The organism is Shewanella sp. YLB-07, from assembly GCF_009377275.1.
Genome location: NZ_VOQB01000012.1, coordinates 1 through 18,439, shown reverse-complemented (window position 1 = coordinate 18,439; position 18,439 = coordinate 1). Strand labels below are relative to the sequence as shown.

The following is an 18,439-nucleotide window of genomic DNA, read 5'->3' as shown; positions in this document are numbered from 1 at the left end:
TTTATTCAATTAGATAGATAAGGACAACAGATGCGCCACTTATGGATAGGGATGTTATTACTTTTATCTGGATGTATCTCTCACTTCCCTGAGCCAGAAACCAAGCCGGGAGAACCTGAATGGGCACCGCCAGAGATTGACTATAGCCTACCGGACGCAAAAGACGGCAGTGTTTACAGACATGGTTATATGCTAACCCTATTCAAAGATAAACGTGCCTTCAGAGAGGGAGATATTCTCACCGTCGCTCTGGATGAAAAAACCTACTCCAGTAAGCGTGCCGATACTAAGGCAAACAAAGAGCAAGATATGTCTCTCGGCGGCCAGGCCTCTACTGGCAGTGAAAGCTTCAGTGGAAGTGGCAGTGGCGCAGCTTCCCGTGGCTTTAGAGGCTCAGGTTCTAGCACTCAACAGAACCAACTCTCGGGTTCTATCACTGTCACTGTCGCCAAAGTGCTCCCCAACGGCGCCTTACTTATACGTGGCGAGAAGTGGTTGAGGCTAAATCAGGGAGATGAATACCTGCGTTTGTTAGGACTTATCCGCACCGATGATATCGGTAACGATAACACCATATCCTCACAGAGAATCGCCGATGCTCGTATCATCTATGGCGGCCAAGGTGCAATAGCCGACAGTAACGCCATGGGATGGGCTGCACGATACTTTAATAGCCCCTGGTTCCCCCTATGAAGCAAGAAAATAGCCATGCAAAACAAGATATACAGAACACTTCTAAGCAAGAATCTTGCTTACAGCTTTCACTTGCTACAAGGGTGAGTCAATGAGACAGATCAGTCTATTTATTGCGAGTGTGATCCTCGTATTTGCCATCAATCATACGCCAGTTCAAGCCACAGGCCAGACTCGATACTTGATGGATATTGTCGATGTGCAAGGCATACGTGATAACCAGCTTGTTGGTTATGGTTTAGTTGTCGGCCTGGATGGCACGGGTGACAGAACTCAGGTTCGATTTACCAGCCAGTCTATCGTCAACATGCTCAAACAATTTGGCGTACAGGTCGATGGCAGAATCGACCCTAAGCTAAAGAACGTGGCGGCTGTCGCGGTTCATGCCACAGTGCCACCACTTGCCAGCCCGGGGCAGACTATCGATATAACAGTCTCATCCATAGGTGATGCTAAGAGTCTACGTGGCGGTACACTCTTGATGACCCCGTTAAGGGCGGTCGATGGTGAGATCTACGCCGTCGGTCAGGGTAACTTAGTAGTAGGCGGCGTATCAGCTCAAGGACGTAACGGCACTTCGGTCACTATCAATGTGCCAACTGTCGGCAATATTCCCAATGGTGCCCTGTTGGAAGCCCCCATGGAGAGTAACTTCAATGACAATGAGGAGATAGTCCTTAATCTCAGAGCCCCAAGTTTTATGACCGCTCGCAATATAGAGCGCCAGGTCAACGCCCTATTTGGGCCGGATGTAGCTCAGGCCGACAGTAGCGCTAAAGTAAAGATCCGGGCACCACAATCAAATAGAGAACGTGTCACCTTTATGTCGATGCTCGAAGAGTTGCAGATAGAACAAGGCCGAAAATCCCCTCGCGTTGTCTTCAATAGTCGAACCGGCACTGTGGTCATGGGTGGAGATGTCGTCGTCAGAAAAGCCGCTGTAAGCCATGGTAATCTGACAGTATCTATCATAGAACAGGAATATGTTAGCCAGCCGAATGCACCAATGTGGGGCCAGGGTCAAGGTGAAACTGTCGTCATTTCTGATAGTAAGGTCGATATAGGCACCGGAGATGGTCACATGTTTGTCTGGCCTGAAGGCATAGCATTAGAGGAAGTCGTCAGGGCGGTAAACAGTTTAGGGGCCTCCCCTATGGATCTAATGGCGATACTTCAGGCACTGGATGAAGCGGGCGCCCTGGAAGCTGAACTGGTGGTTATATAATGAAGTTAGAGAACTCCCATAGTTACCTTAACAACCTCAACGCAGGCGATTTGATCAAGGCCAATGGTGAACATGGTGCTCTCGAGCTGGTTAGCCAGCAATTCGAAGCTCAGTTTTTACAAAATGTGCTTAAGCAGATGCGCAGTGCCTCAGACGTAATGGCCGACAGTGATAGTCCACTCTCTTCGCAGAATGATGGCATGTATCGAGATTGGCATGACGCCGAACTTGCAGGACGCCTCAGTCAGATGCAAAGCACGGGCCTTGCCAGCGTTATGACAAAACAATTAAGCGTCGGTCTTAAGTCGCAACCCACAGCAGTCGCCTCTACACAAGAGACCCCATTAAGTGAAGCGGCTAACTCGGCTCAGTTTAATGGGAACAGTGGCTCAACAATGGCGATGCAACCCGCACTTATTGTGCCTCAATTAACCAATACAAACGATAAGTAGAGATGCCTTACACTCGCTGACTTCTGCTACCTATAAATTTAACAGATAAGGAAACCCTATGAGCATGCTTAATATCGGCATGTCAGGACTGACATCGAGTATGGCGGCCCTGAATGCAACCTCAAATAATGTCGCCAATGCCATGGTACCTGGTTACTCTCGCCAGCAGGTGATGATGAGCTCTGTAGGCGGCGGTATCTATGGTAGCGGAGCCGGCGTTCAGGTCGATGGGGTACGCCGGATCTCAGATCAATATGAAGTTGCGCAGCTATGGAACACCACCAGCGGTGTGGGTTATGCCCGAGTCACAAATAGTTACTACAGTCAGGTGGAGCAGATCTTCGGCTCTAAAGGCAATAATATCTCTTACGGCCTAGATCAACTCTTTGCCTCACTAAACTCATCACTAGAGCAACCCAGTGATATTGCCTATCGTCAGGGTGCTTTGAGTGAAGCTAAGGCTATGGGACAGAGATTCAACTCCATCAGCCACTCGCTCAATTCACAACTTTCACAGATTGAGGGACAGATAGGTGCATCGGCTAAAGAGATTAACTCCCAGCTCGAATCTATTGCTAAATTTAACCAAGAAATTCAGCGCTCCGGTACCGATATTCCAGCTTCACTGCTCGATGCCAGAGATGCGGCGATAGATGATCTGGCTCAACTGGTTGATATCAGAGTCACCGAAGAATCAAATGGCATGGTCAATATCTCCCTGGCCCAGGGTCAGCCACTGCTCTCAGGCACTACCGCTTCGACACTGGAAGTAAAGCCAGATCCAAGTAATCCAGCCTTAAGCACCGTCACGATTAAGTTTGGCGATTCCAGCTTCCCGTTAGATGAGAACGTAGGTGGTAGCTTAGGCGCCATGCTCGATTACCGTGATAATAGCCTGCTGGAATCCATGGCATTTAACGATGAACTAGCGATGACTTTTGCCGATGAGTTCAATGCCATTCTTGCTGGCGGTACCGATCTTAACGGTGGTACACCGACACAAGACCTCTTTACCTATGACCCTAATAATCCAGCTGGCAGCATCAAGGTAACCGAAGGTTTTACCGCAGAGATGCTTGCTTTCGGTCAAGGTGATGGGCCTGGAGATAACAGCAACCTAAAAGAGCTAATCGAGCTGGCTAACACTGAGTTTACCTTCGGCTCTATCGATGTAACGACTTCTATGGGAGATGCCTATTCGAGCATGGTGGGCAAACTAGGCTCCGAATCGAGACAGGCTCAGGTCAGTGAAGACACTGCCATCAGCCTTCAGATGGAGGCGCAGGCACAATGGGCCAGCACGAGTGGAGTCAATATGGATGAAGAGGCTGTAAACCTCATTATCTATCAACAGAGTTATCAAGCTAATGCCAAGGTAATCGCCACCGCCGATCAACTGTTTCAAACCATAGTCAACATTTAACCCGTCGGCGCAGCTGCCCACCACTTAAGTATGGGCTTTTGAATCAGATTTAAGGAATACACAATGAGAGTCAGTACCCACAACCTCTATGCCAGTAACTTACATAACCTGCAAAATTCAACCGCTGATATCGCACGCCTCAATCAGATGATGGCAACGGGCAAGTCTATTTTACGTCCGTCCGATGATCCTATTGGTTCGGTCAAAGTCATAGCCAGCCAACGTGAAGTCGCAGCCACCGAGCAGTACCTTAAAAATATCAACTCGCTGAGCACGAGTTTCGATCGTGCAGAGACCAATTTATCTTCCATGGTGGAGATAGAGTCAAGAATGCGCGAAGTAACATTAGCGGCGAGTAATGGTTCGCTATCCCCAGAAGACAGAGCTGCTTACGGTGCAGAGCTGGAAGAGTTGCTTGAAACATTCGTTGGCATGGTCAACGCGCAGGATGATGGCGGAAACTATATCTTCTCCGGCAACCAGACTGGCACAGCGCCTATAGCCCAAGATGCCAGCGGCAACTATATCTATCAAGGCGATAATAATCACAGAGAGGTACAGACCTCTGGCTCATCCTGGATGACAGCAAACGTCACCGCAGAGCAGTTTTTGTTCTCGAACGGTAGTGCAGATATCCTCAATCAGACTCAAGAATTTATCGATGTGCTTAAAGACCCAAGTTTAGCCCCCGGAGAACCTGAATTTGATAACGTATCTAAGGCCATGATGGAGACATTAAATGACACATTATCCAGTATCAGCGGCGCGATTACCGATATAGGGGGTAAGCAGAAGAGCCTGATGTTGATGGAAGAATCCCATGAAGAGATGATTCTCTTTAATGAGGAGGTGATCGGTGAAACAGAAGGTTTGGATTATGCCCAGGCAACGGCCGAGTTTAATCTGAAATTAACCACACTACAGGTGACACAGCAGACCTTCGTGCAGATCACCCAACTCACTCTCTTCAGTCAGATTTAACAAGGAAAAAGCAGATGGCTATGGTAACTGGAGTCTCAGATGCGCTAAGTGTTCAACACCGTAGCCAGCCTCTCAGCGCGCCGATTAACGATCGGCAGGCACAAAGTCAGCTCGAGCCGAATCATAAATCCAATATCCCGACACACAGGCTAGAGAGCTATTCCCGCTGGGCAAAAGTGACTCAAGGCCAGCATAAGGTCTCAGCCTCTCAAGTTGCCGAACAAGGCCTTAGGCAGATAACCCATATCCTGAAGCAGCTCAAGAAACAGACTCAAAAAGCACTGAGCGTTGAGGGCAGCTTACAAACAGAAAAAGCCAATATGGCTAAAAGGATACAGAATCAGCTAACAAAGCTAAAGGTCGAGTATCAAGACACACAACTCATAGATCATCAACTGAACCTGATCACACCAAGTCGCCCGGCAGCGCAACGAGAGTTTACGATGAAATCCGTGGATCTCGCGAGCACTAAGCCAAGAGATGAATACATTCAGCTACAGCACAACCAAAAAAATGCCAGTGTTTTTCTCCCGGCAAAAACTCCTAGTCAACAGCTCAGAGAGCAACTTGCCCTGGGGATGAAAGTCCTTGGCATCGATGTCTTCACACACAAAGATAGCCCATCGACACAAGAAACCATTTTTTCGACCAATGATAAGCAATGGCAACAACTAAAAAACGGCATAATGATGACAGGTCAAGGCCAACGACTACCAGCCGGGGAAGCCAGAAATATCAAATTGGATGAAAAACTCTCCTGGCAAGATCCAAGAGAATGGAAATTTACCAGTAATGATGAGCTCAGACAGGCCATAGCCAAGATCAATAAGTCTCTGCATAAAGTCGATCAACAACTCAGGGATCTTACCGAAGCCAAGCTAAAGGTGCAGCGTCAGCTAGACAAAATCAACCGCAGCCGCAACAGTGATAACTTGGTAATCGAGACCTTACAAACCTTAGATTCAGTAATGCAAGCCAACCCATTTTCTAAACAGATTACGTCTATCATGGCTCAGGCTAATGTTACACGCGCCCATGTCTCTTCATTACTGAAATAACCATGTCTCTCCCTAATTGAATAACTTGATTCACTCAACCGGCCTGGCGCCGGTTTTTTTATATGTGAATATCCCGCACATCGAAATACCAATTGCATTAGGTATCTGACCATTCTGCGGGAGTTCAAAGCGCTGTAGGCAAGGCGGGGGCTGAAGCTAATAGTTATTCTCGGCTCTGGCATCCTGTTTCGCCCTAACTTCTGCATCCATGCAGTCGTATATCTAAAGCCCTAAACGCAGCATCAAGTGCTTTGCCCTTTACTTTAAACATCAGCCGAACTACGTGAGCGCCTCAGGATTTCCACTTCTGCTTTTTGCATTTATTATTTTTAACTATTTTTCTATCCGAGAGTTCAGTTTCAAATCAGGGCGTCGTTTTAACAAATATGAGACACAACGAATTATTTAACTTTTGTTCTCTCCTAGCTAAACACGCTTTAGTGGTTAGCTGGAACGGAAGCTAAATAACACTAAAAATACTTGGAGAATTAACCATGTTATCTGTTCATACTAACTATGCTTCTAACGTCGCTCAAAATGCTGTAAACAAAAATAACAGCTTACTTACCACTTCTATGGAGCGCCTATCTACTGGCCTTCGCATCAACAACGCTTCAGATGATGCTGCAGGCCTACAGATCGCTTCACGCCTAAACGCTAACGTTGTTGGTATGGAAACGGCTAGCCGTAACGTATCTGATGCAACCTCTATGCTACAGACTGCTGATGGTGCACTGGACGAGCTAAACACTATCGCTAACCGCCAGAAAGAGCTTGCAACACAAGCGGCTAACGGCGTGAACTCAGCAGAAGATCTAACTGCACTCAATGCTGAATATAAAGAGCTTACAGCTGAAATTGATCGCATCGTTGGCAGTACTGAGTACGCGGGTAATAACTTATTCACTAGCTTAGATGCGGGAGTACAGTTCCAGATCGGTGCAGGCTCTGCTGAAACATTGGCAGTTAAAACAGATGTTGTAGCTAAGCTTGCTGGTGATGCTACCGATATTAGTGTTATAGGCGATGCATCTAAGGCAATCGATGCCATAGACGACTTTATCGACGCTGTCGGTGTTGAGCGTTCAAACTTAGGTGCAAATATCAATCGCCTAGGTCATACATCTTCTAACTTAGCCAATGTCACCGAAAACACTAAGGCCGCTGCTGGCCGCATCATGGATGCAGATTTCGCCGTTGAAACTGCCAACATGACTAAGAACCAGCTACTTGTTCAAGCCGGTACTAGCATCCTATCTTCTGCCAACCAGAACACTGGTTTGGTTATGGGTCTGCTATAAACCCTGCTCTTCGTTAAACCTTACTCTTCAACATAGAGTATCGATTTATCAAACATCAAAAAGGAGCCTAACGGCTCCTTTTCATTTATTTTTCTCTGCTAACTGCATTCAGTATTTCGTTAATCACAAAGAATTACTCAATCTATCCCTCTTACACTTCATCTCTTTGAACTAGCGTCGCTTTATTTATTTAGCGAATGCCTAACGGTCAGCAAGTTAAAGCGGAAGCCTTGCTTCCCTCAATCATTCCATTTTCGGAAAACTTTTAGATTAGATGAATTAATAGTAAAAGCTAACAAGTTGAAAATTAACAACTTAACTTTTGGCATAAAGATTGCCATACCCCTTTAACAGGAGGAGTCACAATGATATCAGGTATGAGTGCCGCCCAGTTCGCCGAACAGATAATTATGGCCGAACGTATGGGTAAAGATCAGCTCTATAAAAATCAAATGGATCGTTATCAAGCCCAGCTTGATGCCTACAGCGTGCTGGAAAAAAGCTTAAATAGCATGACCAGTAAGCTGGATAAGATCGATAGCGATGCCTTCGATGAAAAAACGGTATCTGTCAGTGATGATAATGCCTCCGTTACCGTGGGCTCAGATGCGCCAGAAGGTAACTATGAATTAATAGTTAAACAACTTGCTCAGGCTCATCAACTAACAAAAAAATTTACCAGTGAAGACGCCACCGGCCTCCCTACTAGTGGTGACTTCACCATAGAGATTGCAGGCGAAAAACTCACCTTAGATATGGGCGAAATCAATAGTGATGGCAGTATCACCATCAGTCAATTCAGAGACTATATCAATAACCACGCGGATAACCCTGGTGTACAGGCATCCCTGGTACGCACTGGTGGCAGTGTTGAGTTTATGCTGACCTCAACAGAAACGGGAAAAGCAAGTAAGATAACCGTGCTTGATAACGGTACTGACTTTGGTATGACCGAGCGCCGTAAAGCTCAAGATGCAGTAGCAAAGCTCAATGGCATCAAAATAAAAAGCAGCAGCAATTACCTTGAAAATGTCATCGATGGCATGACCGTAGAGCTCAAAAAAGTTCACGAATCAGGGCAAGCCAGCACTATCACTGTAGGCACAGACTTTGAGTCCAGTGAGCAGGCGGTAAAAGATTTTGTCGACGCTTTTAATTTATTGATGGATCAGATCAATAAGCTCACTCGCACCATGGGCAGTGAAGTGGCCGATGAAATCAATGATAAGAAAGAAGACGATGATGACGATGACGATGACTCATCGTCCGGCAGTAGCTCGATCACTGAAGATCAACTCGGCGTCTTAAAAGGCGACTCCAGTGTACGCATGCTGCAAAACAACGTGAGGCAGGTGGTATTCGCCCCGTCCCCAAATGGTATGCGTCTATCGGATATCGGCATCGAGATGACCCGTGACGGCAAGCTCAAGATCGACGACGACAAGCTTTCGGAAGCCCTAAAGAGTGATCCCTCGGCCGTTAAGGCCATGTTCACTGATGACGAAGGTTACGTCGATCGACTCGACAAAATTATCGACCCTTTCACAAAATCCGATGGTTACCTGGATCTTAAGCAAGGCAACCTGGATAAGCAGGTGTCTCGCATTGAGGACAATATGGAACGCCATGACTACCACATGCAGCAAAGGTATCAGGTTTACCTGGCCCAGTTTACTGCAATGGAAGCCAATATTATGAAAATGAGTTCAGCCAGCGGGCTGTTTTAACTAAGGAAACCAAACACTATGTTGAATGAGCATGATCCCTTCAGCGCTTATAAACAGACCACTCTCGATGCCAGAGCTGCTGCTGCAAACCCCCATGAAATGGTGCGCATGTTACTCGACGGACTACTCGAGGAGATGGAACGCACCCGAGGCTTTATGGAGCGAAGAAGCTTCGAAGATAAAGGGAAGAGCGTCAATAAGTGCCTCAACATAGTTCATGGTCTCGATTCCATGTTGGATCTTGAGAATGGCGGTGAAGTAGCAACCAGCCTTAACCGCCTTTATGAGTACTGCAGCCGCCAACTCGTCTCCGCCAGTGTCGAAAACAGTTCGGAAAAATTAGATCCCATAATAAAGGTAATTAGCGATGTCAGAGAAGGTTGGACCAATCTCAATTGAGCAGTGGGGCCAGTTTGAAACAGCTTTGAATAAGCACTCAGAGTCAAAGGATTGGGACAAGGTCGTGATGATCAATGAAGTCATGATCAAAGCGCTCCAGAGAGAGGGTAAAGCTAACACACGCCCTCAATTTACCGCCAGACAAGCACTTGCAAAGACCCATGCCGCCATATTGGCTCAGCTCAAAAAGGAGAAGGATAAGTTGGAAGTTGAGATGAAACAGTTCCAAAGCCAACAAGATGGCATCGCAGCTTATCAACTCACTAGCCTGAGTGGAGAGCGTGATGATATCTAATTCTATTAATCTACATTCACCTAGAGATAATTCAGAGAAATTAACAGGTGATATTTCAGATGCTAACGAAGAGCTTTTCTCCATAGAGTCCGCTGAATTTGCCATATATGCCTCAGCCAGCCTATCTCAGTTAGAGAAGCTCAGCGGCAATACAAGCTTAAGCTCTATTTATAGTGATATAGCTCAAGAGAGGACAAAGGTTAGTGGTAGCTCCTTGGCAAATCTAACTCAGGATGCAGAACAGCTAACCAGTAAATTAGAAACATCGACTCAGTTTCAGCCTATCGTATCCAGAGAAGGGATTCCTGATAAACCACTGAACGTATCTTCTAATCCCACTCACACTCCGCCAACAAGTCAGAGTGAGCAGTTACAACTAGGGAAACTTGAGAAAGGGGCTACACAACCCCAAACACAGCAGTTGTCTTTGCCAATACCTAATATGAACCAAGTAATAAAAACTCAAAAAGGTGAGGCAAGCCTGCAGGCTAACTTGGTTACTAGCCAGCTTATTCAGGCTACGACGCAGATTACTGAGGGCGAAACAAACCATTTGGCCATCACCACTGCCAACCGTACTCATGCCGCGGTTAGCCAGTGGGGACCAGTCCCCGTTACAACCAATGCACCTCTGGCGATGCAAGCTCAAGAGATACTAACCCCTTTGAGAGAACAGCTTAGATTCCAGATCGATCAGAAAATTAAACAGGCGGAGATTAGGTTAGATCCCCCTTCACTTGGAAAAGTAGAACTCAACATCCGCCTCGATGGTGACCGCTTACACATTCAAATGCATGCAGCTAACGCTTCAGTGAGAGATTCACTATTAATGGGGTTGGACCGATTAAGAGAAGAGCTAGCTATGGATCATGGAGGCCTGATAGATCTGGATATCAGTCAGGGCGACAAACGTGAGCATCAGGATGAGAGGCATGCAGTAAACATTTCCAATTCTCAAGTTGATCTTATTGAACTTGAGACCGAACAACAAGATCAGCAAAATAATCAAATCGATTTATTAGCCTAACTAGGAGTAATTTAATGGCTTTTGGTAAAACAAGCGTAAGCAAAAAACTGTCTTTTTCACTACTCATTATCCTTTGGAGTACCACTATATTTTGGGTCGGTTGGCAATCACCAAGTATTATCGGTGGTCCATTTGTCACACAAGATGAAGAAGCCAACAAAGCAAAATTCTATCCCTTAGATAGATTTGTTATCTCTGTGCCCGGTGATAATTTACCTCACTACCTCTTACTTGAAATGGCGCTAAAAAGCCGTTCGACCAATGTCAGTAGAATTCTTAAAGAAGCGGATCCATTAGTAAGAAACTCACTAATGAAGATGTTCTCTCGTAAGCACTTCAATCAGCTCAATGACTCTGAACAACTGGAAAATCTTCAACGAGAAGCTCTTGTCTTGCTCTCCAACGTATTGACAGAGAACAATTATGAGATAGAGCTCGATGAAGTCCTATTTACTCGCATGGTTATACAATAGGGAATGACATCATGAACTCTGCTCAACTCGCATACCAAGAGACCAATGAAGAAAAGACAGTAAACAGACTCAGTGAGAGCCAGGTGATGAAGCAGTATTTACCTTTGGTAAAGCGATCAGTCTCTCAGCTTAGAAGTCACTGCGGAGCCGTACTTGCTGTCGAGGATATGGAGCAGATTGGCATGATGGCTCTACTCGAATCCTCGAGACGCTACCCCGGAGAGTTTGACAATGGCTTCTTATCATTTGCTGGACAGCGAATTCGCGGTTCAATTCTTGATGAGCTTAGACGCCAGGACTGGCGTCCTAGGCCCGTTAGGCAGCAAGCTCACGAGCTTAATGACGCTGTGCGTAAACTCACCCGAATGCTGGGGCGTGATCCGACAGATATAGAAGTCTCTGATTCGATGGGGATAAGCAGAGACCAATATAGAGAACGTCTCTATGCCTCTCAATCTGAGTCCATGAAAAGCTTAGATGACATGCTAAGTGCAGGTAGCCATTTCGCCGATAAGACTAATGTTATTGAGCAGTTTTCATCCAAACAAACATTAAAAAAGGCAATATCTAAATTAAGTAAAAGAGAACAGGTGATCCTGTCGCTTTATTATCAACATGAACTCAATTTAAAAGAAATTGCCGGGACCTTAGGATTGACTGAGACGCGGATCTGCCAGCTACATAAACAGGCGGTGAAGCATCTTAAGGAGATTTACCAACTTTGGGAGCGGTAGAGGCAGGTAAGAGAACATGAGTAAGATATTAGGTTTAGCGATTATTTTATTTTCGGTATTTGGAGGCTATGTTTGGGCAGGTGGAAATCTGAGCTCCCTCTGGCAACCCGCAGAAATACTTATCATCTTTGGTGCTGGTGCTGGTGCTCTTATTATTGCTAACCCTAGACCCGTACTGATAGATATGGTTTCACAGTTAAAGGAACTAATATCTGTAGAAAAAGAAGATCCGGAACTCTATCCTCAACTATTTGGTTTAATGGGGATGTTAATGAGCCAGATCCAGTCTCAAGGGATGAAAGTGCTGGATGAACATGTAGAAAAGCCTAGAGAAAGCTCATTATTTCTAATGTATCCCACAGTGTTAGAGCACCCGAATGTGCTGCAATTTCTTATCGATAACCTGCGTCTGCAATCTATAGGCAAGATTTCATCATACGATCTTGAACATATTTTGGAAGAAGAGATTTACCGAATTGAGGAAGACAGGTTACGACCTTCCCATGCACTGGCTAGAGTTGCCGAAGCTATGCCTGGGTTTGGTATTCTTGCCGCGGTCATGGGCATCATTATCACCATGTCCAGCATAGATGGTCCAATTACTATGATTGGCGTCAAGGTAGCAGCGGCACTCGTCGGCACTTTCATCGGTATTTTTGCCTGTTACTGTTTGTTTGAACCCGCTTCTAAAGCGTTAGAGCACTTAGTCGATAGAAAATCAGCACAACTTCGCTGTGTCGCCGCAATACTAACCTCATTTTCCAAAGGTAAGCCTCCCATGCTAGCCATTGATGCGGGTAGAAAACAGATACAGAGTGAAAACAGACCTAGCTTTGTAGAGCTAGAACGTTGGATGGTGGAGCAGAAAAGCTAATGGCAATAAAGAACGAGCCAATTATCATCAAGCGCCGCAAGCGAACAAAGTCAAAAGGCTCACATGGCGGCGCCTGGAAAGTTGCATTTGCAGACTTCACCTTAGCCATGATGGCGCTGTTTATGGTGCTGTGGATTTTACAAATCGCCGACCAGCAAGAGCGAACATTGATTGTTCAATATCTAAAAGGTGATATGTTTTCTGATGGTTCTATAAATCCTTTCGATCTGAGCCAATCTCCTTCAATGATCGATTTACAAGGTTCTGTCGCCCTACAACAAGCCATAATTCCGGCAACGGGGACTGGGGTCGAAAGAGCGGGTCAAGCCATGCATAACCATATTCCTGCAGGCGAAAGTAACCCCAAGGCAGGCCGAGGCCCGGAGCTTAACTCCTTAGTGCCAGGACAATTTGAGACTCAATCTCAACTGGAGTTTTTAGCCAGAGAGGTTAATGAAGTCATCACCCAAGTAAATTTAAGTGCCAATGTTGAGATCAAAATCGTACCTCAAGGCATAAGAATTCTGATCCACGACAATGTCCATCAGTTTATGTTTACCCGAGGAAGCTCAAACATGACACCTTACTTTGAAGATCTCCTTCTAGCTTTAGGTCCTCTTCTGGGAAAAGTTGAAAATAAAATCAGTATATCCGGTCACACAGACTCTACCCCCTACGCAGGAAAAACTTTCACTAACTGGGAGCTTTCCAGCAAGCGGGCGCTATTAGCCAGACGAGTCCTGGAATATGGTGGTGTAAAGCGCGATCAGGTCATTCAGGTTACAGGGATGGCCGATCAAGTGCCGTATATCAGTGATGACCCTGCTGCCGCAGCTAATAGACGTATCGAAATGCTGGTGTTGACCAGTGCAGCTGAATCACAAATAAGAGAGATGGCAGGACTAACTAAAAAAGTGCCAGACACAGACTCAAAGCTGAGCCAAGCTAAAAAGGCTGCCGAGGACAATCGACCCAGAACACGTTACCCAGAGCAGTGGACAACCGAATGATGCTGTTTGAAGAGTTTATTCCCGCAGACAAAAAACAACAGCCAAAAGAGTCAGATAGTAATCTTAGGCTTCACACTCGATTGAGCCTGAGAGCCAATGAGGAAGAATGTCTGACTCTGGCTTGCGATGGAGTGACAGTAGATCTGATCCGTAAAAGTTGGTGGCGAAAGCATAAGTTAGGTGTGGCCAATATAAAGGACATAGGCTTGGGAGGTTTAGGACTCTTGACTACAGTTCCTTTGACGTCCGCTCAAGAGATACATATCGAGTATCTAGGCTCTCAATTAAAAATTCGAGTGGCAAGAAGCTGGCCAATCAATAGCAGACTCCACTTTGTCGGCGCGACTTGGGTTACTCAGGATGAAAATGAGATTATCACTATGCTCAATATCATCACGCCACACAACACATACAAGTCTGTAGATATCTAGCTCAATTAAACATGCATAACGGATCATGATTTTGTTTAAGAGGTTTCAATGACACGCCCCAACAAGCGCAAAGGACCGGACGGTCTACAAAAAATCTTCCTCTACCTCATTTTGCTCGACTGGTTTATATTGCTCTACGTTTCTACGGACATCAGACACATGCCATTCAGACACGGTGCAATGGCATCTCTAATGCTAGCAGTATTTAATCTGATTCTGGTTAACCTATGCATCCGCCGCGCGCGTCGTTCAGGAGATAGCTACTTAATTTATCCTGTGATAGCTGGAGCGCTTTTCTCATTTGTCCTTATGAGCTACTTCTTCTTTTTCTAATGCTGTGAATTAATATTAACTCACAGCTATAGGCCCATTAACAGCAACCGACTCTATATAATTAACAAGGTCAGCTTCCTTTAATGGCCGAGAGAAGAGATAGCCTTGAAATGAATCGCATCCATGCTGCAGTAAAAAATCATATTGCGCTTGGGTCTCAACTCCCTCTGCCACCACTTTTAAATTCAGACCATGGGCCATGTCGATAATCGCCTTAACTATGGCGTTGGATGACTCATTAACATCGATCTTACTGACAAATGTTGCATCAAGTTTTAATCTAGATAACGGAATACTCTGCAAATAACTTAATGAACTGTATCCGGTGCCAAAATCATCTATCGCGATGGATATTCCAGCCAGACTCAACTTATCCATCGCCTGCTTAACGACGTCTAAATTACTCAATAGGGCATACTCGGTCAGTTCTAATTCGATAGAATTTGCTTTTACTCCGAGCCCCTCAATTACCCTCAGCAGGTTTTCAGCAAATACCCCCTGATTAAACTGTCTGGCGCTGACATTGATAGCTACCGCATCTAGCTGCACACCTTTGGCATGAAGCTTATTGATGAAGCCACAGGCCTCTAGCAGGATCCACTCTCCCAACTCTTCAATTAAACCACTGCCTTCGGCAAGAGGAATAAAGGTCGATGGTGGAATATTGCCCATCTGAGGGTGACTCCACCTGAGTAGGGCTTCTACGCAAACGACCTGACCTCTGAAATCGACAATGGGTTGGTAGACCAAAGAAAGTTGATTCGCCGCAATAGCACCTCGCAACTCACTCTCTATAAACAGGCTATGTTGGGCAACCTCCTCCATCTCGGCGCTATAAAGTAGGTACCCATCTCTTCCCCTTTCCTTCACCTGATGCATGGCCACATCTGCTTGTTTGAGTAACAGCTCAGGCTCAATTTCAATCTGACTATCGATGAAGCAAGCTCCAACACTGGCAGATACACTGAAGGTCTGATTATTAATATGAAAACTACGGCCGATAATCTGACGCACTTGGCTGGCCAACGCATGAATTTTCCGCTTAGCAGAGTTTTTATCCTGAGGGAGATTCTTAGCCAGGACGACAAATTCATCGGCAGATAATCTAACTATCAATGAATTAGTAGCAAAAAAGCTGGAGAGACGCGCCGCGACCTGGATCAGTAACCTGTCACCGTAGTGATGCCCTAGTGCATCATTGATCATCTTAAAATTATCTAAATCGATAAGAAACAGACCGGCTGATACCTTTTGTTTACTCTCATTCAGAGAATAGAGTGCATCGAGTAAGCTGCTACGATTTGGTAAATCTGTTAACAAATCATGCTTTGCCTGATGGAGAAGAACCTGTTTATTTCTCATGTCACTGGTTACATCGGCATGTGTTCCGATCATTCGAGTGGCCTTACCTTTATCATCCCACTCAACAATCATGCCTCTATCTAAAACCCATATATAATGACCCAGCTTATGTCGAAGTCGATGGACACTCTCAAATTCATCCAGCTCGTTATTTAGATATTGGTTTAGGGTAAGCAATGCATCCTTCTTGTCTTCCGGGTGTAATAAATTTTCCCAGGTCGACAATTCGCTGGCTAATTCATCTTCAGAGTAACCTAACATCTCTTTCCAGCGATCAGAGAGGAACACCTCACCGGTGGCAAAATTCCAATCCCATATACCATTTCTAGACACCTCAATAGCAAATAACCACCTCTGTTGGCTATCCCTTAATTGCTTTTCACTACGTTCAAGCTTGTCCGAAAAATTGATAAGATGATTTCTAATCGCCTCTAATTCACTAAATACCACATTAACAGGAGAAGCTTTCCACTTAGGGAAAGACCCATTATTTTTTACGATATAACTCGCCTTTTTAGCTTGCTTGGCCATAAGTCTCAAGGGGCGTATCAGATAAAAATGAAGTAAAAACAGAAATATAGCCAAACAAAGAAGACTCACCCCCCATGAACGAATTGCACTCTGAAAACGAGCCTCTTTAACTTCTGAAAGTAGAGGAGAAACATCATATTCCAGATAGATAATATTGCCTTGGTCTTTCTCCAGAGCCGTGATGTTATCAATAGGGTAATATGCCTGAATTGATAAACGAGCAGGATTAAACTGAATAGTCGGTGTATCTGCTTTAATGGTTTTACTGTGAATACTCGGCTCATAGCCATCGATGACATAATTTGCCTGACTCCCGCGCCATACCAAATGATTAGCGAACCTAATCTCGCCCTCCTGATATAAAACAGTGAAAACCATGACATCCAGATCTGTAGCGGCCAAGGATATCTCTTGCTCTATACGCCCAGTATCCTGAATCGCCAATGCCGACTCGACAATATACTTCATTCGAATCAAATGCTGCTCAATTCTAGCCTGAGTCTGAGATAGGGCTTCCGCCTGGCTTTCACTACGCTCATAAACAAATTCTGCAGACATTAAACAGAGATATAGAATAAACGTGAATATGGGCACAACAAAGACCAAAGACGGTCGATTGATTTTAAACAAATCCAACAGCACCTAAACCTAAAGTAAAAACAGACAATTGCCTTATATCAATGATGTTAGTCTTCCAGAATAAAAATAGGAAAACATCAAACCAAATAGACAAGTGCATCAAGCAAACAATCTACTGAGAAGCTGTAAATTTTAACAAGCTAAGCTTTAGCAAGATACACTATTTATCGATTAAAATGTTACAGATAAAGTTAAACAGACAGCAAATATCCAGTGATGACTCCCTTGTATAGGCCTGGTACATAGCCAAACTGTATCCGCAGGACATACAAGGTAGAGCAGGATGCTAGAGCCAAGACGCAAACCTCAACCTTTTACATGAGGGCCGAGGCCAAAAAGCAGTTCTTTTTTGAATGCGCAGCATTCAGCTGCTTTGTAGCGCGTAATGACGTAGTCATCAAGCTGCGGAGCAAGCCACATGAATGTGGTGAATGTCAGAAATGCATGGATGCAATTTCTGACCAAGCTCAGTGGCGTGGCGACATCAAGCGTAGTTCCTTCGTGGAGCGTATATGCGTAGAACAAAGAGCGAAGGCGCCTTCCAATGGCTCAACTTGAAATCGTCGTGATACTTGCCGAAGGCCGAACCACATGGGGGTGGAAAAGTAGCGCTTTGAATGCGTAGCATTCAGCTACTTTGCAGCGAGAGATGACGTAGTCATCGAACTGGAGACCCTGACCGCCAGGGATGGCGGAAATGCCGTTAATGCATGGATGCAATTAACGGCCACACTGCATTAACAGCTTTGGGCTGCATGTGAAGTAGCTCCTTCGCGGAGCGTATATACGAAAAATCCCCAACACTAAGTGCTGAGGATTTATCGACTCTCTTTACGAGAAATTAGGCGCCTGGAAATGACCTACTCTCGTAGTCCACGAAGTGGACACATGGGGGTGAAATTACGGCGATTTGAATACGTAGTATTCAGCCCTAATTGAACGCGGAGAAACTTCGTTTCGTAGCGGGAGAGCCCGCTCAGCGGCGGGGCGACATCGGGGGTAGGCATTCATGCCTTCCTAAGTGGATAAGTCACCTGATATCTGTACCGGTAAGTTCGAGCTATTCAGCCAAACTTTATTAAATCCCAGACGCAAAAAAGCCACCTTATTCAGGTGGCTTTTTCACTTAATGAGCGCCTGGAAATGACCTACTCTCACATGGGGAGACCCCACACTACCATCGGCGCGATTGCGTTTCACTTCTGAGTTCGAGATGGATTCAGGTGGGGCCACAATGCTATGGTTTCCAGACTAATTTGACGATTACTTTCAGCTTTTTAAAAAAGCTAAAGGTAAAAGAATTTAGAAAGCTGTATCTAGATTTCTCTAAATAATAAATAATTAGGTTCGACTTAAATCAAGTTCGTATTCTTTTGTGCTTATGAAGTAATACACACACTAACTACACAAACCCATCTGGGTTGTATGGTTAAGCCTCACGAGTCATTAGTACAGGTTAGCTCAACGCCTC

At 45.3% G+C, this 18,439-nt stretch carries 18 protein-coding genes and 1 rRNA gene; 17 read left to right on the top strand and 2 right to left on the bottom strand.

The window, feature by feature from the left end:
- Positions 1-30: 30 nt before the first annotated feature.
- From flgH to FS373_RS22500, 17 genes are all read left to right on the top strand, one after another.
- On the top strand, positions 31-693 hold the full coding sequence (gene flgH / locus FS373_RS22585) for a flagellar basal body L-ring protein FlgH (protein ID WP_077750687.1): 663 nt from the start codon (positions 31-33) through the stop codon (positions 691-693).
- A 184-nt stretch (positions 694-877) separates the two neighbouring features.
- Positions 878-1,918 (top strand): flagellar basal body P-ring protein FlgI, encoded by a 1,041-nt coding sequence (locus FS373_RS22580; protein ID WP_265575351.1) that lies wholly within the window; start codon positions 878-880, stop codon positions 1,916-1,918.
- Positions 1,918-2,370: a rod-binding protein gene (locus FS373_RS22575; RefSeq protein ID WP_077750685.1), complete on the top strand. Its 453-nt coding sequence runs from the start codon at positions 1,918-1,920 to the stop codon at positions 2,368-2,370. Before FS373_RS22580 ends, FS373_RS22575 begins: the two co-directional genes overlap by 1 nt.
- Before the next feature lie 58 nt (positions 2,371-2,428).
- On the top strand, positions 2,429-3,793 hold the full coding sequence (gene flgK, locus FS373_RS22570) for a flagellar hook-associated protein FlgK (protein WP_144044344.1): 1,365 nt from the start codon (positions 2,429-2,431) through the stop codon (positions 3,791-3,793).
- A 63-nt stretch (positions 3,794-3,856) separates the two neighbouring features.
- A complete protein-coding gene (gene flgL, locus FS373_RS22565; protein ID WP_152830678.1) occupies positions 3,857-4,774 on the top strand; it encodes a flagellar hook-associated protein FlgL in 918 nt (305 codons plus the stop codon).
- A gap of 14 nt (positions 4,775-4,788) precedes the next feature.
- Positions 4,789-5,832, top strand: coding sequence for a hypothetical protein (locus FS373_RS22560; RefSeq protein ID WP_227993156.1), 1,044 nt, complete (start codon positions 4,789-4,791; stop codon positions 5,830-5,832).
- Between the two features lie 494 nt (positions 5,833-6,326).
- Entirely contained in the window at positions 6,327-7,133 is an 807-nt protein-coding gene (locus FS373_RS22550) for a flagellin (protein ID WP_144044341.1), read from the top strand.
- A gap of 365 nt (positions 7,134-7,498) precedes the next feature.
- On the top strand, positions 7,499-8,860 hold the full coding sequence (gene fliD, locus FS373_RS22545; RefSeq protein ID WP_152830677.1) for a flagellar filament capping protein FliD: 1,362 nt from the start codon (positions 7,499-7,501) through the stop codon (positions 8,858-8,860).
- An 18-nt stretch (positions 8,861-8,878) separates the two neighbouring features.
- On the top strand, positions 8,879-9,259 hold the full coding sequence (gene fliS, locus FS373_RS22540) for a flagellar export chaperone FliS (protein WP_077750680.1): 381 nt from the start codon (positions 8,879-8,881) through the stop codon (positions 9,257-9,259).
- Positions 9,228-9,554, top strand: a complete 327-nt coding sequence (locus FS373_RS22535) for a hypothetical protein (RefSeq protein ID WP_144044339.1) — start codon at positions 9,228-9,230, stop codon at positions 9,552-9,554. The genes fliS and FS373_RS22535 overlap by 32 nt, the downstream gene beginning before the upstream one ends.
- Positions 9,544-10,581 (top strand): flagellar hook-length control protein FliK, encoded by a 1,038-nt coding sequence (locus tag FS373_RS22530; RefSeq protein ID WP_152830676.1) that lies wholly within the window; start codon positions 9,544-9,546, stop codon positions 10,579-10,581. Before FS373_RS22535 ends, FS373_RS22530 begins: the two co-directional genes overlap by 11 nt.
- 14 nt (positions 10,582-10,595) lie before the next feature.
- On the top strand, positions 10,596-11,054 hold the full coding sequence (locus FS373_RS22525; RefSeq protein WP_144044337.1) for a flagellar basal body-associated FliL family protein: 459 nt from the start codon (positions 10,596-10,598) through the stop codon (positions 11,052-11,054).
- An 11-nt stretch (positions 11,055-11,065) separates the two neighbouring features.
- The gene (locus tag FS373_RS22520) at positions 11,066-11,788 is read left to right on the top strand and encodes an RNA polymerase sigma factor FliA (protein WP_144044336.1); all 723 of its coding nucleotides are present in this window, start codon (positions 11,066-11,068) and stop codon (positions 11,786-11,788) included.
- Positions 11,789-11,804: 16 nt separating this feature from the next.
- Positions 11,805-12,662, top strand: coding sequence for a flagellar motor stator protein MotA (gene motA, locus FS373_RS22515; RefSeq protein ID WP_144044335.1), 858 nt, complete (start codon positions 11,805-11,807; stop codon positions 12,660-12,662).
- Positions 12,662-13,672 (top strand): flagellar motor protein MotB, encoded by a 1,011-nt coding sequence (locus FS373_RS22510; RefSeq protein WP_144044334.1) that lies wholly within the window; start codon positions 12,662-12,664, stop codon positions 13,670-13,672. The genes motA and FS373_RS22510 overlap by 1 nt, the downstream gene beginning before the upstream one ends.
- Positions 13,669-14,103, top strand: a complete 435-nt coding sequence (locus tag FS373_RS22505) for a hypothetical protein (protein WP_144044333.1) — start codon at positions 13,669-13,671, stop codon at positions 14,101-14,103. The genes FS373_RS22510 and FS373_RS22505 overlap by 4 nt, the downstream gene beginning before the upstream one ends.
- A gap of 48 nt (positions 14,104-14,151) precedes the next feature.
- On the top strand, positions 14,152-14,436 hold the full coding sequence (locus FS373_RS22500; RefSeq protein ID WP_144044332.1) for a hypothetical protein: 285 nt from the start codon (positions 14,152-14,154) through the stop codon (positions 14,434-14,436).
- Between the two features lie 15 nt (positions 14,437-14,451).
- On the opposite strand, the gene FS373_RS22495 is transcribed toward FS373_RS22500, so the two are convergent.
- Together FS373_RS22495 and rrf are read right to left on the bottom strand one after the other, a co-directional pair.
- Positions 14,452-16,959, bottom strand: a complete 2,508-nt coding sequence (locus FS373_RS22495) for a putative bifunctional diguanylate cyclase/phosphodiesterase (protein WP_227993153.1) — start codon at positions 16,957-16,959, stop codon at positions 14,452-14,454.
- 1,144 nt (positions 16,960-18,103) lie between these two features.
- Positions 18,104-18,219: ribosomal RNA gene (rrf, locus tag FS373_RS22490) — 5S ribosomal RNA — on the bottom strand.
- Positions 18,220-18,439: the final 220 nt, after the last annotated feature.

Excerpts from the sequence above, each read along its gene's own strand:
- FS373_RS22535 (WP_144044339.1), top strand. The coding sequence starts at position 9,228 with ATGTCAGAGAAGGTTGGACCAATCTCAATTGAGCAGTGGGGCCAGTTT.
- FS373_RS22550 (WP_144044341.1), top strand. The coding sequence starts at position 6,327 with ATGTTATCTGTTCATACTAACTATGCTTCTAACGTCGCTCAAAATGCT.
- FS373_RS22505 (WP_144044333.1), top strand. The coding sequence starts at position 13,669 with ATGATGCTGTTTGAAGAGTTTATTCCCGCAGACAAAAAACAACAGCCA.
- FS373_RS22530 (WP_152830676.1), top strand. The coding sequence starts at position 9,544 with ATGATATCTAATTCTATTAATCTACATTCACCTAGAGATAATTCAGAG.
- FS373_RS22575 (WP_077750685.1), top strand. The coding sequence starts at position 1,918 with ATGAAGTTAGAGAACTCCCATAGTTACCTTAACAACCTCAACGCAGGC.
- FS373_RS22500 (WP_144044332.1), top strand. The coding sequence starts at position 14,152 with ATGACACGCCCCAACAAGCGCAAAGGACCGGACGGTCTACAAAAAATC.
- FS373_RS22560 (WP_227993156.1), top strand. The coding sequence starts at position 4,789 with ATGGCTATGGTAACTGGAGTCTCAGATGCGCTAAGTGTTCAACACCGT.
- FS373_RS22520 (WP_144044336.1), top strand. The coding sequence starts at position 11,066 with ATGAACTCTGCTCAACTCGCATACCAAGAGACCAATGAAGAAAAGACA.
- FS373_RS22580 (WP_265575351.1), top strand. The coding sequence starts at position 878 with ATGGATATTGTCGATGTGCAAGGCATACGTGATAACCAGCTTGTTGGT.
- FS373_RS22525 (WP_144044337.1), top strand. The coding sequence starts at position 10,596 with ATGGCTTTTGGTAAAACAAGCGTAAGCAAAAAACTGTCTTTTTCACTA.
- fliS (WP_077750680.1), top strand. The coding sequence starts at position 8,879 with ATGTTGAATGAGCATGATCCCTTCAGCGCTTATAAACAGACCACTCTC.
- flgK (WP_144044344.1), top strand. The coding sequence starts at position 2,429 with ATGAGCATGCTTAATATCGGCATGTCAGGACTGACATCGAGTATGGCG.
- FS373_RS22510 (WP_144044334.1), top strand. The coding sequence starts at position 12,662 with ATGGCAATAAAGAACGAGCCAATTATCATCAAGCGCCGCAAGCGAACA.
- flgL (WP_152830678.1), top strand. The coding sequence starts at position 3,857 with ATGAGAGTCAGTACCCACAACCTCTATGCCAGTAACTTACATAACCTG.
- flgH (WP_077750687.1), top strand. The coding sequence starts at position 31 with ATGCGCCACTTATGGATAGGGATGTTATTACTTTTATCTGGATGTATC.
- motA (WP_144044335.1), top strand. The coding sequence starts at position 11,805 with ATGAGTAAGATATTAGGTTTAGCGATTATTTTATTTTCGGTATTTGGA.
- fliD (WP_152830677.1), top strand. The coding sequence starts at position 7,499 with ATGATATCAGGTATGAGTGCCGCCCAGTTCGCCGAACAGATAATTATG.